The sequence below is a fragment of the Actinomadura barringtoniae genome, assembly GCF_017573505.1.
GTDB lineage: Bacteria > Actinomycetota > Actinomycetes > Streptosporangiales > Streptosporangiaceae > Spirillospora > Spirillospora barringtoniae.
On the sequence record NZ_JAGEOJ010000006.1, the window covers coordinates 129497 to 145750 of the forward strand.

At 68.4% G+C, this 16254-nt stretch carries 14 protein-coding genes; 6 read left to right on the forward strand and 8 right to left on the reverse strand.

Annotated features, from left to right (window positions below; translation table 11 throughout):
* Positions 1-215: 215 nt before the first annotated feature.
* The gene (locus J4573_RS15945; RefSeq protein WP_208256264.1) at positions 216-1208 is read left to right on the forward strand and encodes a ThuA domain-containing protein; all 993 of its coding nucleotides are present in this window, start codon (positions 216-218) and stop codon (positions 1206-1208) included.
* A 40-nt stretch (positions 1209-1248) separates the two neighbouring features.
* On the opposite strand, the gene J4573_RS15950 is transcribed toward J4573_RS15945, so the two are convergent.
* Genes J4573_RS15950 through J4573_RS15985 form a run of 8 tightly spaced genes read right to left on the reverse strand, consistent with a single transcriptional unit; the run spans position 1249 to position 10586 of the window.
* On the reverse strand, positions 1249-2007 hold the full coding sequence (locus J4573_RS15950; RefSeq protein WP_208256265.1) for an ABC transporter ATP-binding protein: 759 nt from the start codon (positions 2005-2007) through the stop codon (positions 1249-1251).
* The gene (locus J4573_RS15955) at positions 2004-3863 is read right to left on the reverse strand and encodes a branched-chain amino acid ABC transporter ATP-binding protein/permease (RefSeq protein ID WP_208256266.1); all 1860 of its coding nucleotides are present in this window, start codon (positions 3861-3863) and stop codon (positions 2004-2006) included. The genes J4573_RS15950 and J4573_RS15955 overlap by 4 nt, the downstream gene beginning before the upstream one ends.
* Entirely contained in the window at positions 3860-4729 is an 870-nt protein-coding gene (locus J4573_RS15960) for a branched-chain amino acid ABC transporter permease (protein ID WP_208256267.1), read from the reverse strand. The genes J4573_RS15955 and J4573_RS15960 overlap by 4 nt, the downstream gene beginning before the upstream one ends.
* Before the next feature lie 42 nt (positions 4730-4771).
* Positions 4772-5932 (reverse strand): ABC transporter substrate-binding protein, encoded by a 1161-nt coding sequence (locus tag J4573_RS15965; RefSeq protein ID WP_208256268.1) that lies wholly within the window; start codon positions 5930-5932, stop codon positions 4772-4774.
* 46 nt (positions 5933-5978) lie between these two features.
* Positions 5979-6353 carry a cupin domain-containing protein gene (locus J4573_RS15970; RefSeq protein ID WP_208256269.1) on the reverse strand — a complete coding sequence of 125 codons (375 nt, stop codon included), beginning with the start codon at positions 6351-6353 and terminating at the stop codon, positions 5979-5981.
* Positions 6350-8152 carry a thiamine pyrophosphate-binding protein gene (locus tag J4573_RS15975; RefSeq protein WP_208256270.1) on the reverse strand — a complete coding sequence of 601 codons (1803 nt, stop codon included), beginning with the start codon at positions 8150-8152 and terminating at the stop codon, positions 6350-6352. The genes J4573_RS15970 and J4573_RS15975 overlap by 4 nt, the downstream gene beginning before the upstream one ends.
* Positions 8149-9108 (reverse strand): zinc-dependent alcohol dehydrogenase, encoded by a 960-nt coding sequence (locus tag J4573_RS15980; RefSeq protein ID WP_208256271.1) that lies wholly within the window; start codon positions 9106-9108, stop codon positions 8149-8151. The genes J4573_RS15975 and J4573_RS15980 overlap by 4 nt, the downstream gene beginning before the upstream one ends.
* Positions 9109-9146: 38 nt before the next feature.
* Positions 9147-10586 carry an aldehyde dehydrogenase family protein gene (locus J4573_RS15985; RefSeq protein WP_208256272.1) on the reverse strand — a complete coding sequence of 480 codons (1440 nt, stop codon included), beginning with the start codon at positions 10584-10586 and terminating at the stop codon, positions 9147-9149.
* Positions 10587-10926: 340 nt separating this feature from the next.
* Here J4573_RS15985 and J4573_RS56085 point away from each other — a divergent pair, with 340 nt between their 5' ends.
* The 5 genes from J4573_RS56085 (at position 10927) to J4573_RS16010 (ending at position 16049) form a co-directional block, all read left to right on the forward strand.
* Positions 10927-11718 (forward strand): IclR family transcriptional regulator, encoded by a 792-nt coding sequence (locus J4573_RS56085; RefSeq protein WP_307796656.1) that lies wholly within the window; start codon positions 10927-10929, stop codon positions 11716-11718.
* Positions 11719-11767: 49 nt separating this feature from the next.
* Positions 11768-12964, forward strand: coding sequence for a CaiB/BaiF CoA transferase family protein (locus tag J4573_RS15995; RefSeq protein WP_208256273.1), 1197 nt, complete (start codon positions 11768-11770; stop codon positions 12962-12964).
* A complete protein-coding gene (locus tag J4573_RS16000) occupies positions 12961-13785 on the forward strand; it encodes a citryl-CoA lyase (RefSeq protein WP_208256274.1) in 825 nt (274 codons plus the stop codon). Before J4573_RS15995 ends, J4573_RS16000 begins: the two co-directional genes overlap by 4 nt.
* Before the next feature lie 401 nt (positions 13786-14186).
* The gene (locus tag J4573_RS16005; protein WP_208256275.1) at positions 14187-15320 is read left to right on the forward strand and encodes a tyrosine-type recombinase/integrase; all 1134 of its coding nucleotides are present in this window, start codon (positions 14187-14189) and stop codon (positions 15318-15320) included.
* Positions 15321-15731: 411 nt separating this feature from the next.
* Positions 15732-16049, forward strand: coding sequence for a DUF6069 family protein (locus J4573_RS16010; protein WP_208256276.1), 318 nt, complete (start codon positions 15732-15734; stop codon positions 16047-16049).
* Positions 16050-16254 lie beyond the last annotated feature (205 nt).

Sequence of the window (16254 nt, forward strand, 5' to 3'; positions counted from 1 at the left end):
TCGCAATCCGCTAGATGGACTTCTTAGTCCAACTGTCGGACGTAAACGTAAGACGCAACGATCGCGGTGACAAGAGGCACGTGGCCATCTCTTGGCCCGAATCTCCTGTGCAGAACTATTGCCGGAGGCATCGCGGCATGAGATGTTCAGGCAGCTGCGAACGGTTTGAATGGTCCGCTAGATGGACCTGTGGCCTCAGCTGGAAGGAAGAGCGCATGAAGAGACCCTCGTCCCCTCTGCTCAGCGCGATCGCGGCGTCGGTGACCACTGCGGCCGCGATGGTGTCGCTGACGCTTGTCGGCGGGCTTCCGGCCTCCGCCGGAGGTGCGCAGGCCGCGCCGAAGGGGGGCGGTGCCCAGCAGCTCGGCGACCCGGACTACGGCGTCTGCCGCGGCACCGACGCCCGCTGCCATCACGACTGGGGCAACTTCGATCCCGCGAAGGGCTACAAGATCCTGGTCTACAGCCGTACCGCGGGGCCGCGTCACGCCAACCTCGGCCCCGTTCTCCCCGCCGGGCTCAACCCTCCGCTCACTGATGCCAACGTCGCGCAGAAAGCCCTGGTGAAGCTGGGCGCGGACAACGGGTTCGCGGTCGACTGGACCGAGGACGTCGCCCAGCTGGCGACCCCGCAGAAGCTCTTCGCCTACAACGCCATCGTCTTCATGAGCACGTCCCGGGACACCCTCGACGACGCCGCGCAGACCTCGTTGCGCCAGTACATCCGGGGTGGCGGCGGGTTCGTCGGAGTGCACAACGCGTTCGGCACCGAATACAACTGGCCCTGGTACGAAGGGCTCCTCGGCGGCGCCAACTTCTACGACCACGGCCCGAGTCAGCCGGGGACCGTACAGACGGTGGATCGCAAGGACACGTCCACCGCGGGCCTGCCGAGCCGGTGGGCCTTCACCGACGAGTGGTACAACCTCGTCCCGTTCCCCTCCAGTGTCAGGTTCCTCGCAGCGGTCGACGAGAAGACCCTGACGAAGGGCGTCAGAGGGTCGCAGGGCCATCCGGGTCATGGCTCGTTCCATCCGGTCGCCTGGTGCCAGTACTACGACGGGGGCCGGTCATGGGTCACCACGCTCGGCCACGACGCCAAGGCCTTCACCGACGACGGAACGGGCTTCGCCGGCGCGAAGGAATTCCGCAGTCTTCTCCTCGGCGGTATCGAGTCGGCGATGGGTAAGAAGCCCTTCTGCCGGTAACGACGGCTTGGCCTTTAGAGAGGCGAAAACACTTGCCTCTCTAAAGGCCGAGGTAGATACGTCGAACCTGAACGTCGTCACGTAGTTCACGGGAGGTCCCGGTCATCGCGACCTCACCGTTCTCCATGACCACGCAGGAGCTGGTCGCCTCGAAGGTCAGCTTGGCGTTCTGCTCCACCAGCAGCATGCTCAGACCCTCCTCTCGCAGGCGGACCAGAACCGCGAGGATGTCCTCGATGAGCTTGGGCGACAAGCCCATGGAGGGTTCGTCCAGGAGCATCAGGCGGGGTTTGGCCATCAGCGCCCGGCCGACGGCCAGCATCTGCTGCTGCCCGCCCGACAGCGCCCCTGCCAACCTGGAGCGCATCTCTCCCAGCACCGGAAACAGGTCGTAGACCTCCTCTAGGGTCTCCCTCGTGCCGGGCCCGCGCCAGGAACGCGCGTAAGCGCCGAGCATGAGGTTCTTCTCGACCGTCAGGCCGGGAAAGACGTGCCGCCCCTCGGGGACGTAGCCGATTCCATGCCGGACGATGTCGCGAGCCTTGACCCGTGTCAGGTCGGTGTCGCCGAAGCGGATGCGGCCGCCACTGCGCGGCACCAGGCCCATCAACGCCTTGAGCGTGGAGGTCTTACCGGCACCGTTGGCGCCGATGATGCCCACGGACTGGCCGGGCGCCACCGTGAACCCGATGGACCTGACGGCGCAGACGCCTCCGTAGTGGACCGAAAGGTCCTCCACTGTGAGGGCCGCCGCCTGGCGATCGGCCGGTGCGGTGCGTTCGGTGGTGCCGGTCTTCATGGGCTCACCTCGGTGGTGTTCGGAAGCGGCATGTCGGCCATGGCGGAGTCGCCGAGGTAGGCCTCGATGACGGCGTGGTCGTGAGCGACCTCGGCGGGCGTTCCTTCGGCGATCACCTCGCCGCCGGCCAGGACGGTGACCCGCTCGCACAGCGACATCACCAGGCCCATGTTGTGCTCGATCAGAACGACGGTGACGCCGCTGTCACGGATGGAGCGGACGATCTCCGAGAGCCTCCGGACCTCGTCGCCGTTCAGTCCCGCCGCCGGCTCGTCCAGTAGCAGCAGGCGCGGCTCCCCCGCCATCGCGCGGGCGATCTCGATGCGGCGCTGGATGCCGTACGGCAGCGAGCCGGGCAACGCTCCACCGAACTCGGCCAGCCCGAAGCGTTCGAGCAGCTCGTCGGCCTGCCGGTTGAGCCGGCGTTCTTGACGCAGGATCCCCACCGGCCACAGGACGTACTGCCAGATGGCGTAGGTCCGCGTCCGATCCAGCGCGACGAGCAGGTTGTCGCGTACGGTCAGCTCCCCGAACAGGCGAAGGTTCTGGAACGTGCGGGCCAGGCCGATCCGAGAGAGCCGGTAGGGGCGGCCCCCAGAAATGACTTGCCCGTCCATGAGAACCCGGCCACCCGAGGCCTTGTAGAAGCCGCTGATGACATTGAACAGGGTGGTCTTGCCGGAGCCGTTCGGCCCGACCACCCCGCGGATCTCGCCGCGCTCGACGGTGAGGGAGACGGCCTTGAGCGCCTTCAAGCCCCGAAACTGCTTGGAGACCTCCTCCACGACCAGCATGGGAGGCAGCGTCTCGGTCTTGATCTCGTCGTCGGTCTCGGCGTCCGGCGGGGCGGGCTCGTACGGCTGGAAGGGGCGCAGCGTCGCGCGATCGGCGGAGGTGCCGCGCCGCCGGTCCACGACCGCCTTCGCCCTGGCCGGCACTCCCGCCAGCCCGGTGGGGGCGAAGACCACCATGAGCACGACCACGATGCCGAACCCCAGCTGGGCATAGGTGGGGTAGTCGACCAGCTGCTCGCGGATCAGCGTGAGCCCGACCGCTCCGACGATGCAGCCGACCAGGCTCTGCCGGCCGCCGATCACGACCATGGCCAGCAGCAGGAACATGTTGGAGATGTTGAAGGTGTCCGGCGCCACGTAGCGGATGAGACCCGCGTACAGGACGCCCGCGATGCCGCCGAACACGCTCGACAGCATGAACGCGGTCATCCTCAGCAGCGGGATCTCCGCGCCGACGGCGCCCGCGGCCAGGGGGTCGTCCCGCATCGCCATCATCCGGCGCCCGAGCCCGGTCCGGACGACGAAGAGCCCGAACGCCAGCGCGATCGCGAAGACCACGACCTCCAGGTAGTAGTACAGGTATTCGCTGGACAGATCGATGCCGAACATGGGCGGAACGGGAATGGCCGAGATGCCCTCGGCGCCGCCCGCGATCTTGGCGTTGGTCGTCCAGTTGATGAACCCGAGCGCGATGCCCAGCGTGACGATGCCGAGGTAGTGCGACTGCATGCGCAGCGCCGGAATTCCGACCAGCAGCCCGATCGCCGCGGCGGCCACCATCGCCAGCGCCGCGGCGGGCCAGAAGCCGAGGCCGCTGTGCGTGGTGAGGATCGCGGTCGCGTAGGCGCTCACGCCGAAGAACGCGACCTGGGCGAGGTTGATCTGACCGGCGATGCCCATGGCCAGGCCCATGCCGATCGCCAGCAGCGCGAACACCAGCGAGATGTTCACGACATGGATGGCATAGCCGCTGACCTGGTACGGCAGGATCCAGGCGACGACGACGCAGACCGAGATCACCCCGAACCTGGGGACGCGAGGATTCCTGAGCAGAGCCCTCATGCGCGGCTCACCGTCGTCTCACCGAAGATCCCGGTCGGCCGGATCATGATCGCCACGGTGAACACCAGGAAGACGACCAGCTCGGAGTAGCCCTGGAAGTGCCCCGCGGCGAACGAGTCCAGGACACCGATCGCGAAGCCGCCGACGATCGCGCCGGGAATGTTGCCGCAGCCGCCGAGCATGGCGGCCGCGAACCCCTTGATCCCGATCGCCCCGCCCATCGTCGGGTTCACGTACAGCAACGGGCCGACGAGCCCGCCGGCAAGGGCGGCGAGCCCGGCGCCGATGGCGAACGCGATCGCGTTGCTGCGGCCGACGTGGATGCCGACGGCGGTCGCTGCCTCGTGATCCATGGCCACCGCCTGCATCGCCGCCCCCAGCTTGGTGCGCTGCAGGAAGCCCACCAGCAGGACGACGGCGACCGCCGCGATGAGCAGCACGACCAGGTCGTAGGTGCGGACGCGCAGCCCGAAGAACTCCAGCGGGGCGCCGCCCACCGGAGAGCGGACCGCGCGTCCCGTCGCGCCCCAGATCAGGACGGCAACGGCCTGCAGCACCATCCCGAAGCCGATCGTGCCGATCAGCATCAGGGTGAAGTCCTTGTTCTCCAGTGGCCGCAGGACCCGCTCGATGAACAGGCCGATCAGGCCGGTCACCGCGATCGCCATGGCCATCGAGAGAGCGAACGGCAGCTTGGTCGACATGTAGAACGTCGACGCGGCGTACGCGCCGATCATGAGTACGTCGGCGTGCGCGAAGTTGACCAGGCCCATGGTGCGGTAGACGAGGGAGAACCCCATCGCGACCAGGGCGTAGATCGCTCCGAGGCTCATCCCGCCGATCAGTGTCTGTAGGAAGACCTGCATGTTCTCGGTGTCCTCCGTGCCCTCCGTGTGCTCCGGTCCGCCCTAGGCCTTGACGAGCTTTCCGCCCTTGACGATCCCGATCGTGGTGGCCTTGATGCCGACGCCGGTCTCGTCGTAGGCGAAGTCGCCCAGCAGTCCCTGGTACTTCACGGCTCGGATGGCGTCGGCCAGTTTCTGGCCTGTGCCGACGTTGCTGTTCTTCAGCGCCGTGAGCATGATCTGGGCGCCGTCGTAGGCCTTGGCGCCGTGCAGCTCGGCTTCCTCTCCGTAGGCGGCCTTGTACGCGGCGGCGAACTTCTTGGACGCCTCGCTGATGTCGTTGCTGAGGTAGGGCGAGCTGACGATGGTGCCCTCGGCGTTCTTCACGCCCGCCGTGTCCCGGTACACCGGAGTGCCCTGCGGAGCGGCGCCGGCGAACGGCGCGGTGATGCCGAGGTCGCGGGCCTGCTTGACGATCAGACCGGACTCGACCTCCTCGGCGCCGAGGAAGACGACCTCCGGCGACCGCTGCCTGATCTTGGTCAGCTGCGCGCTGAAGTCCTTCTGGTCGGCGGTGACGACCTCGTCGGCGACCGGCTTGATGCCTCGCGAGGTCAGGGCCTTGAGGAAGGCGTCGTGCTCCCCCTTGCCGTAGGCGCCGTTGTTGCTGATCATCGCGATCTTCTTCAGCTTCTTGGTGTCGACGACGTACTTGGCGAGCGTCTCGTCGTAGGTCGTGCTGGTGGGGCCGTTCAGGAACAGGAACGGACTCTTCAGCGCCACCATCCCCGGCGACTGCCCCGAGGCGATGTTGGGGATCTCGGCCTGCTTCAGCGACGGGGCCATCGCGATCGTGACCGCGCTCTCGGCGGTGCCGAGCATCGCGATGTAGTTCTGGCTGTCGATCTTGCGAGCGATGTTGGTGCCGACGGTCGGGTCGCCCTGGTCGTCGAAGACGTCGAGCTTCACGGTGCGGCCGTTGATCCCGCCGGCCTTGTTCCACTCGTCGATGGCCAGCTTGACGCCTTTGTGCTCCCACTTGCCGAGCGAGCTCAACTGCCCGCTCTGCGCGTCGACTAGAGCGATCTTGATCGGGCCGGATCCACCGGAGCCGGCGTCCTTCGACTTACCGGGGGCTCCGCAGGCGGCGCTGAGGCTTCCGGCCAGTGCCACGACGGTGACCGCGGCCGCGGCGGAGTGGCGGACTCTGGAAGTTGTGTGCATCGATGTCACCTCGGGGGGTGGGGCGTCGGGGCGGCAAGGCGCAGGGCTACGTGCTGGGCAGCTCGCTGTGCGGGCCGTAGACGAAGACCAGCCACAGGGGCTCGCGCCCGGTGTTGACGTGCTGATGCTTGACGCCTTTGGGGATGAACATGAAGGTGTGCGCCTCGAACGCGGTGTGGTGGCCGTCCTCGTCCACCACCTCGCCCGACCCGCGCACGATGTAGTTGATCTCTTCGGAGTCGGGGTGGTCGTGCAGCGAGCTGGCCTCGCCTGGTTCGAAGATGGTGAGGCCGCCGACGAGGAACTCGCTGGTGTTCAGATCTTGATCGACGACCTTGAAGACCTTGCGGCGGTGGCCGGTGTCGTCGAGGCCGAGCCAGGTGGGTCGCGCCTGGGCGAACGGGTCGATCACGCGGATCATCTCTGTACCTCCGCGGGGAATACACCCTGGTAGATGTCGGTGATGTTCCAGTGCCCGGGTGTCGGCACCGGCTCGTTGACCATGGGCACGTCCAGAACGGCGGGCCGCCGCCTGCGGACCGCCGACCGCAGTGCCGACAGCAGGGCCTCGGTCGTGGGAATGCCGTATCCGTCGGCTCCGCACGCCTCGGCGAACGCGGCGAAGTCCGGGCTGTAGGGGCGCCCGTCCGGGTCGCGGAACTCGCAGCCGTACTCGGCGCCGAAGTTGGCCGCCTGCAGGTCAGCGATGGTCCCGTGGGCTCGGTTGTTCATCACCACGAAGATCACCGGAAGGCCCTGTTCGACGGCCATCGGGACGGCCGGGAGCTGGGCGCTCATCCCGCCGTCGCCCACGAGTGCGACGACGACCCGGTCCGGCTGCGCGACCTGGACCCCGACCGCGGCGGCTGGACCAAAGCCCATGGTCGAGGCCCCTCCGGGGGTGATGAAGCGTCCTGTGGCGGGGAGCTCGTAGCACTGGGCCACGCCGTTCTTGTTCCAGCCGACGTCGGTGACCAGGATCGCGTCGTCCGGCAGCGCCTCCCGCAGGTCGGCCAGGATGCGCTCCGGCCGGAACGGGAGAGCGTCGCTCCGGCCTCGCTCGCGGCTGCCGGAGAAGAGAGCGGAACGGGCGCCGCGGATCCGTTCGCGCAAGGCCGGGCGGTTCACCGGATCGGGCCGTACGGCGCGCACCGCCTCGGCGATGGCCTGGACCGCGTGCGTCACATCGGCGACGGCGCCGATCTCGACCGGGTAGTTGCGGCCGATCTCGGCCGCGTCGATGTCGATCTGGATGAGCCGCCCGGGTGAGCCCTCGCCATGACCGCCGAGGTTCCAGGTGTAGCGCGGGTCCCACGAGCTGGCGTCGGTCTCGGCGAACCTGGTCGCCAGAGCCAGCACGACGTCGGCGGTGCGGGTGTAGTCGTTAGTGGTCTCCAGCCCCCAGAACCCCGGCATGCCGAGCAGGAGAGGATGCGTGTCCGGCACGATCCCTTTCCCCATCAGCGAATGCACGATGGGGACGTCAAGGTGCTCGGCGAGCGAGAGCAGGGCGTCGCGGCCCGGCCCCTCGCGCAGACCACCTCCGACGTAGATCAGGGGGCGTTCCGCCTCGGCGAGCAGGAGCGCGATCCGTTCGGCGGTCTCGGCGGGGAGCCCGGGCGCTGACACGATGGCCGGAAGCGGGTGATCGGCCGGCCGGACCGGCCGGGAGAACAGATCCATGGGAACGTCCAGCAGCACCGCCCCGGGTCGTCCGGACAGGGCCGTCCAGAAGGCGCGCTCGGTGAAGCGTCCGAGGTCCTCGGCCCGGTGCACGTGCCAGGCGCGCTTGACGAAGGGCCGGTAGATGGCGGTCTGGTCGGCGTCGGCGTGGAGATTGACCTCCTGGTGCGGATGCCTGCCGTGATAGTAGGAGGGCACGTCACCGGCGATCGCGATGAGCGGCACCGAGTCCAGGGCGGCCGTCGCCACGCCCGTGACGGCGTTCATCATCCCTGGACCGACGTGCAGCAGCAGGACTCCCGGACGGCCGGAGGCGCGGGCGTACCCGTCGGCGGCGTGCGCGGCCGCCTGTTCGTGCCTGGCGATGACGAACTCGATCGGGCTGCGGCTCAGCGCGTCCAGCAAGGCGATGTTGGTGTGACCGCAGGTTCCGAAGACGTATTCGACGCCGTAGCCTTCGAGCTGGCCGACCAGCGCTTCGGCCGCGGTCCTCGCTCCGGCCGCGGTCCTCGTCCCCGCGGGCGCGTCCACGGTCATCGGGCCATCTCCTCGTTTCGGGGCAGGCTGATCCAGGTCTTGCCGGCGATGTCGGCCGCCTGCGCGAACGCCTTGGGTGCCTGCGCCAGGTCGAAGCGCTCGCGCAGCACGCGGCCGGGCCGCAGATCGTGTTCGCCGAGCGTCGCGATCGTGTGCGCGAAGCCGGCGGGGTGGTCGTAAATGAGGCAGCCGCGCACGGTGAGGCGCCGCTGCACCAGCAAGAAGGTGGAAATGCCGGCCGGTCGGGTGCTCTGGCCTACGGCGATCAGCGTCCCGCCGGGGGCGGTGCGTTCCAGAGCATGCTCGAACGCCTCAGGCGCTCCCGAGGTCTCGATCACCGCCGGGAAGGTGGCGTCGGGCGGCAGGACGGCCGGGTCCTGCGCGCCCATCTGGAAGGCCAGCTCGCTGCGGCCCACGTGGGGGTCCACCACGAACGGCACTCCCCCCGCATGAAGGACGGCCAGCAGGACCAGCAGTCCCTGGGAACCGGCTCCCACCACCAGGCAGGTGTCTCCGGCGGTCAGGCCGCTCATGCGGACCGCGTTGAGAGCCACGGTGAACGGCTCGACGCACACCACGTCGGTGACGTCCCATGTCTCGGGCACCGGCCAGGTGAAGCGGGCCGGGACGGCGACGCGTTCGGCGAGCAGTCCGGGTTCGGAGATGCCGACGGCTCTGCGGTTCCTGCATCCGGCCGTGACGCCGGAGCGGCAGAATCCGCAGGCAAGGCAGGGGTAGTTGGGCTCGACGACCACGCGCTGTCCTGGGAAGCGGTGCGCGACGTCGTCGCCGGTGGCGACGATGACGCCGCAGGCCTCATGTCCGAGGACCCAGGGCAAGGCCGGAACCTCGCGATTGCCGGAGACGACCGCCAGGTCGGACCCGCACAGGCCGACGCCCTGGATGGTGACGATGACCTCGTCCGGCCCGCACGACGGCTCCGGCCAGTCGTCCATCACGGCGACGGTCCGCGGCGAGACGAGCGCGACGGCCCTCACCGGTGGTCGCCCCACAGGGAGGTGCCGCGCAGCATCATCGTCTTGATGACGGTGTAGTCGTCGATCATGCAGCGCGGCGATTCCCGTCCGAAGCCGGAGTCCTTGACGCCGCCGAACGGAACATGGTCGAGGCGGAAGTTCGAGGATCCGTTGACGACCAGCCCTCCGACCTCGAGATCTCGCCAGGCGGTGATGATCCGGTCGAAGTCGCGGGTGAACAGTCCGGCCTGCAAGCCGTAGCGGCTCTGGTTACAGCATTCGATCACCTCGGGGAGGTCGTCGAACGGCATGACCGCGACCAACGCCCCGAAGACCTCTTCCACAACGACCGACGCGTCCGCGGGGGGCTCGGCCACGACGGTCGGCATCGCGGTGGCGCCGTCCCTGCGCCCGCCGAGTACGACGCGGGCCCCGGCCGCGGCCGCCTCCGAGCTCCAGCGCACCACTCGTTCGGCCGCGTCCTCGTCGACCATCGAGCCGACGTCGGTGTGCGGGTCGAGCGGGTCGCCGACGGTCAATGACGCGACCTCGTCGGTGAACAGCTCCAGGAACCGGGCGTATCGCGACCGCTGGACGTACACCCGCTGCACCGAGATGCAGCTCTGGCCGGAGTTGCTGTATCCGGTGCGCGCGCAGACACGGGCGGCCTCTGCGATGTCGGCGTCCTCGCACACGATCGTCGCGGCGTTGCCGCCGAGCTCCAGTACCAGGCGCTTGGCCCCGGCGGCTCTGGCGACCGCCGCGCCCGTGGCGGCGCTACCGGTGAAGCTGATGACGTCCACCTCGTCCGCGGCGCACAGGGCGGCGCCGACGGCGCCGTCCCCGTGCAGGAGCTGGACCGCCTCGTAGGGCATCCCCGCGTCGATCAGCAGCGCCACGATGGCGGTCGAGATCGCGGGGGCCTGGGGCGGCGCCTTCACGATCGTGGTGTTGCCTGCGGCAAACGACGCGCCCAGCTTGTGCGCGAGCAGGTTGGCCGGCGCGTTGAAGGGCGTGATGGCCAGCGCCACCCCCGCCGGAGCCCGGTAGGTGAACGCGGTGTTGCCGACGCCGCGGCCCCAGCCGGCGATCGGAAGGGTGTCGCCTCCGATCTGCCGTGCCTCGGCGGCGCACACGGCGAACGTGTCGGCCACGCGATCGATCTCACCGCCGCCGTCCTTGATCGGCTTGCCCAGCTCAAGGGCGAGGAGCCGGGCCAGGTCCTCGCGGTTCTCCGAGGCGGTGAGGGACGCCCGCTCCAGCACGTCCGCACGGGCCGCCGGTGCGAGCCGTGCCATCTGCCGCGCGGAGGCTCGCGCATAGGCCCGGGCAGCGTCGATCTCCGCGGCTCCCGCAACCGGTGCCTGGCTGACCAGCTTCCTCTTGTACGGTCCGATCCGTCCGCTCTGCGGACCTTCCGTTCCCCATTCGCCGCCGACCAGCGCGGCAGCTTGCACGGGCTCATCCTTGGATGCAGCAGCGAGTACCGCTTCTAGCATCGAACCCTCCGAACCGTTAAGTGGACCTCATGTCCCATCGTGCGGACTTCGAGTCAACGTACGGGCCATCCAGACGGCTGACAAGGGGCGGCCGCCCGGAAGTTCCGCCCCGTTCCTAATGTTCGAACCAGTGAGTTAGTTATAAGTGAGCCAGCCCACAAGGGGAAGGGGGAGGTGAGTCTTCTCCGAAAGCGAGCGAGCTAGACCGGCTGACGGTCCACCTAGACCACCATGCGGACTCCGTGTAACGTACGGGCGTCAGCAGCCACCAGGCGGAGATCGGGGAGACGGCGGACCAGTGAGCCCAGCCAAGAAGACCGGAGCCGAGTCACCGGCGGACACGCAGGGCGTTCGCAGCGTCCAGCGCGCCCTCGAGATCATGTCGCTCCTGAGCGAGGAACGCCCGGTCATCTCCATCCGGGAGATCGTGGACGCGACGGGCCTGGCGAAGACGACGGTCATCCGGATCGTTCAGACCCTTGAGCAGAACGGCCTGCTGTGGGCCGCCCCCAACGGCTACCTGCCCGGCCCCGGCCTTTGGCGCTGGGCGCATCTCGCCCGTAGCAGCTGGGAACTGCCGCCCGAGACTCGTGCGTTCATGCGCGACCTCGGGGCACGCCGACGCGAGACCGTGAACCTCTACATGCTCCGCGACATCTACCGTGTCTGCGTCGCCCAGCAGGAGAGCCCGCAACCGCTCCGGCACGTCGTCCACATCGGAGACGAGCTGCCGCTCTGGGCCGGCGCATCGTCCAAGGTCCTCCTGCGCGACGCGCCCGAAGCACTCCTCCGGCGCATCGCGGTCAGCTCGCCCTACGGCGAGGGCCACGTCCACCGGCTGAAGGAATGGATCGACGAGGCGGCACACCGTGGCTGGGCCGCCAGTCACGGTGAGCGGGAGAACGGCCTGTCCGCCGTCGCCGTCCCGGTTCTGGGCCGGTCCGGCACCGTCGTCGCGGCGTTGTCGCTGAGCGGCCCGACCGTCCGCTTCCCCGATGACGTGGTCGAACGGTTCGCCGAGGACCTGAAGCAGGTGGCCAAGGAAATGTCAGAGCGCGGCTTCGATCACCCGCTCAGCCCCACGCACTGACCACTCGCGCGTCCGCCCCATCCACGGGCGCGACATAAGGAGCAAGCGCATGCCAACGCGACCGCTCACCGGCATCCGGGTACTCGATCTGACCAACGTCCTGGCCGGCCCGTACTGCAGCTACCAGCTGATGCTGCTGGGGGCCGAGGTCGTCAAGATCGAAGTGCCCGGCCAGGGAGATCTCGCCAGGCGCCTCGGCCCGGAGGCCGAGCTGAACCGCACCGGGCTGGGCGCGTCCTTCCTGGCGCAGAACGCCGGGAAGAAGTCGGTCGAGATCGACCTCAAGGACGCCGGCGACCGCGCCGACTTCGAGGCGATGGTCCGGGGCGCGGACGTGCTGCTGGAGAACTTCCGGGCCGGCGTGCTCGACCGGCTGGGGTTCGGCTGGACCCGGCTGCACGAGCTCAACCCGCGCCTGGTCTACTGCGCGATCTCCGGGTTCGGCCAGACCGGCCCCATGAGCCAGGCACCCGCCTACGACCAGATCATCCAGGGACTCTCCGGGATGATGAGCATCACCGGCACCGACGAGACCGCCCCGCAGCGGGTGGGGTTCCCGGTATGCGACACCATCGGCGGGCTCACGGCCGCCCTGCACATCTCCGCGGCCCTCGCCGGCCGATCCACCACCGGAAAGGGAACCTTCCTCGACGTCTCCATGCTCGAGGCGGCAGTGTCGGCCATGGGATGGGCGATCTCGAACTACCTGGTCAGCGGGGTCCCGCCCCAGCCGATGGGCACCCAGAACGCCACCGCGGCACCATCGGGCACCTTCGAGGCCGCCGACGGTCCGCTCAACATCGCCGCCAACCGGCAACAACAGTTCGAGACGCTCTGCGACCTCGTGGACCGGCGAGACCTCATCGACGATCCGCGGTTCGCCGACCGCGAGCGACGCAAGCAGCACCGCGACCAGCTCACCACAGAACTGAACGCCGCGCTCCGCCGCCGCACCACCAGGGAATGGGAAGAGATCCTCACTCCCGCAGGCGTACCGGCCGCCAGAGTCGCCGACGTCCCGCAGACCGTCCGGCTCGACCAGCTGGAACACCGCGGCTTCTTCACAGACCTGCCGTTCCCGGACGGCTCCGACCGGATCCTGAAGGTCGCCGGAAGCGGCGTCCTCCACAACGGCGAACCTCTCCGTCCCTCCGCCCCGCCCCCGCTCCTCGGACAGCAGAACGCGGAACGCGACGCCCTCATGGCCCGCTGGAACACTCCTGCCGGAGACGTCATCACCTCATGAACGACACCAACGCTCAGCGCGAGATCGACCCGACGGGCGCCGTCGCCGAATGGTGGGCGACCTCGGTCTCCCGGATGGAGCCGGGCGTCATCGAGCTGCGCGGGCACCCGGTCCAAGACCTGATCGGCACCACCAGCCTGCCCGCGATGATCTGGCTCATGCTGCGCGGGGACCTCCCCACCGCCCGCCAGGCCGCGCTCCTCGAAGCGGCCCAGGTCGCGGCCGTCGACCACGGCCCCCAGGCTCCCTCGATCGCCATCGCCCGCATGGCCGCGACCTGCGGTGTCGGCCTCAACAACGCCGTCGCCAGCGCGGTGAACACCCTCGGCGACTCCCACGGCGGCGCCGGCGAGCAATGCGTCCAGCTGCTCAACGACGTCCTCGACCGCGAGGCCACCGGCCTCGACCTGGAAACGGCAACCGAACGGACAGTCGCAGAGTGGCCCCGCTACCTCCCGGGTTTCGGCCACCGTTTCCACCCGCTCGACCCCCGCCGCGACCCCCTGCTCTCCCTGGTAGAAGAAGCCGTACGCGACGGAGTGGTCCCGGGCGACCACCTCCGCGCCGGCAAGGCGATCGAAGCCTTCCTCGCCCGCGGCCGCAACAAGCCCGTCCCCATGAACATCGACGGCGCCACCGCCATCATCTACGCCGAACTCGGCTTCCCCGCTCCCCTGGCCCGCGGCCTGTTCATCCTCAGCCGCAGCATCGGCATCCTCGCCCACGCATGGGAAGAATCCCAGGGTGGCCAACGCAACAAGGGCCCCATCCCCCGCGCCCTCCTCCCCGCCCACCACACCCCCACTCGAGCGCACCAATAGGTCAGGACCGGCCGGTCATCGGCGGACGGTCACGGTGCAGCCAGGCGGTGCCACGACCTTGTATCGATATACAAGCATCACAACGGCGTCCGAAGATCGTGTGCAGTTGTGTGCAGGTCGCGGACGGGCCGTGTGCAATCTCGCTGCACACGGCTTACGCAAATCCGCGGAGAGCAGCGCATCGTGATGGTCAAATCACGTAACGAAACGGTGGCTAGAACGCCGTCTGGGCTGGTGGGGGCGGGGATTCGGGGTTGCCTGGGCAATGGCGTAGCGGGGTCAGTGGTTACTGACGAGAAACCACTCACGTCGGCACCAACCCCAGCTCAGCGGCGGTCCCTGACAACCCCGTGTGCAGACGCACTGCACACGAGGCCGTAGGTAGTCAGGGGGCAACCGCCATGACTGATACCTACCGAGGGACGATCTACCCTCACCGCGGCGGCCGGTTCCGGGCCCAGGGGCCTGAGCGCGGTCCTGGAACCAGCAAGATCTGCGCCACCTGGAACGAAGCGGTCCGGTTCCTCCGCAGCCTTGAGGCCAAGGATCTCTCGGCGAACGGAGCCACTGAGCCTTGGAGTCGCCTGATCACCGCGTGGCTCGCCGACTACGCCATCAAGGAGACCACCCGCCATCACTACGAAAGCGCGGTAGTACGGTTCGTCTGCACGCACCCTGACGGCGCCCTCCAGGTCAACGAACTCAAGCCGCTGCACGTCGACCGCGCCCTGAACCGCGCCCCGACACCCTCGATGATGCTGCAACTCGCCAAGCCGCTGCACGGGTTCTTCGACTGGTGCGAGGTCAACGACTACACCACCGGCAACCTCTACCGCCGGTCGCAGGCCGAGAAGATGACCAAGCGGGCCGATCTCGAAGCCCGCAACAACCGCCGACCAAAGCAGGTCTGGACGGCCGAGCAGTTCCGCCGGTTTTGGAAAGCCGAGAAAGATCCCGTGCGGCGAGACCTGTGGTGGACCCTCGCCACCACCGCGACACGCGATGGGGAGGGCATCGGGCTCACCTGGCCGAACGTTCAACTGGATCACAACACCGCCAAGGTGGCCGACAACCTCGCCTACGCCGGGAAGGTCCATAACACCGGCTCCCCCAAGAACGGCCTCCACCGAGACATCTACCTCGGCAAACACACAGTCGCCATCCTCCGAGCACGCCAAAAAGAGCAGGAAGCGTACCGAGAGCGGTTCGAGGCCTGGGATCCAGCCGGCTGGGTCTTCGATCGCAGGCGAACCGCCAAAGGACAGGCTAAGCCTGGGATCCACTTGCATCCCAACACCGTCATGAACGCCTTCAACAGGCTCCAGGGACGCCTAGCCCTCCCCTGCCTCGACGGCCCCCACGGCCTTCGACGCACATGGGCCACCCTCGCCGACAGAGAACTCGGCATCCGAGAAGCCGTCCGCCGCAGGTTCCTCGGACAGGCTGCGGACACACACAGCCGGTACACCATCGTGGAAACAGCCGAGCTTCTCACGGCAGCAACCGCAATGGAGGAGCTGCTCCTCAGCAGTTGACCGACAACGTCTCAACGGGACTGCTGCAGAGCCTCAATTCATCACGACCCAGGGATTATGAGTCCCCGGCCCAACCTCGCCTCCGCGAAGCTTCAGATCACCAATAACCGAAGCCGTCACATATACCCCGAAGTTAGCACCGGACCTGCGGCTTTGCCGAGCACAGGAGATTCCCCACGCGCTCTAGGCATGTGCAAGAAGTCTCGGAGTCCCCCAGTCGGCCAACGCCAGAGTCCCCCGGTCTACGAGGTTTGGACCAGCAGTAACCGTCGCCAGCGAAGGCGACGCGTCCGACGTCTCCGACCGTCTCCGGCGGAGAGGCTCTTCCCATGACGCCCTCAACAGCCTGCGTCCGCCACCACCGCCCCCGCCGCATCTCCGCCGTGCTGGCCGCCACCACGGTCTTCCTTCGTGGTCTGGGCCGCGACCGCGCATCTGGACTTGACCATCCACCGGAACGGCACCGTCCAGGAGATCGGCCCGGTCACGGTCGTCATGTCCGCGCTCTTCGCCGACCTGGCCGGCTGGGCCCTCCTGACCCTCCTCGAACGCTTCACCAGCCGCCCCCGCCGCAACCGGACGATCACCGCGACCACGGCCCTCCTCCTGTCACTGACCGGCCCGCTCACCCAAGCCACCAACCTCACCACAACCCCCACCCTGATCTCGATGCACCTGGTCGTGGCCACAGTCCTAATCCCCTCCCTTGCCAGGACATCCCGCAGCTGACCCCGCACGAAAGGCGGTCTCGCGGCGGCGAGCGGATGCTTGCAGCCAGCGACACCGTCCTAGATGGCCTCCGAAATATGGCCGTCGGGTCTGCCCGACCGGCTCTGGGGCAACCCCGACTGTGGCCTGAAGACCGCGCCTCCCCGAGACCGAGGCGTCCCTGCGCAAACTGGTCACCGCGGTACGCAGCCTCCGCGAGAGCCTG

Excerpts from the sequence above, each read along its gene's own strand:
- J4573_RS15945 (WP_208256264.1), top strand. The coding sequence starts at position 216 with ATGAAGAGACCCTCGTCCCCTCTGCTCAGCGCGATCGCGGCGTCGGTG.
- J4573_RS15950 (WP_208256265.1), bottom strand. The coding sequence starts at position 2,007 with ATGAAGACCGGCACCACCGAACGCACCGCACCGGCCGATCGCCAGGCG.
- J4573_RS15955 (WP_208256266.1), bottom strand. The coding sequence starts at position 3,863 with ATGAGGGCTCTGCTCAGGAATCCTCGCGTCCCCAGGTTCGGGGTGATC.
- J4573_RS15960 (WP_208256267.1), bottom strand. The coding sequence starts at position 4,729 with ATGCAGGTCTTCCTACAGACACTGATCGGCGGGATGAGCCTCGGAGCG.
- J4573_RS15965 (WP_208256268.1), bottom strand. The coding sequence starts at position 5,932 with ATGCACACAACTTCCAGAGTCCGCCACTCCGCCGCGGCCGCGGTCACC.
- J4573_RS15970 (WP_208256269.1), bottom strand. The coding sequence starts at position 6,353 with ATGATCCGCGTGATCGACCCGTTCGCCCAGGCGCGACCCACCTGGCTC.
- J4573_RS15975 (WP_208256270.1), bottom strand. The coding sequence starts at position 8,152 with ATGACCGTGGACGCGCCCGCGGGGACGAGGACCGCGGCCGGAGCGAGG.
- J4573_RS15980 (WP_208256271.1), bottom strand. The coding sequence starts at position 9,108 with ATGGACGACTGGCCGGAGCCGTCGTGCGGGCCGGACGAGGTCATCGTC.
- J4573_RS15995 (WP_208256273.1), top strand. The coding sequence starts at position 11,768 with ATGCCAACGCGACCGCTCACCGGCATCCGGGTACTCGATCTGACCAAC.
- J4573_RS16000 (WP_208256274.1), top strand. The coding sequence starts at position 12,961 with ATGAACGACACCAACGCTCAGCGCGAGATCGACCCGACGGGCGCCGTC.
- J4573_RS16005 (WP_208256275.1), top strand. The coding sequence starts at position 14,187 with ATGACTGATACCTACCGAGGGACGATCTACCCTCACCGCGGCGGCCGG.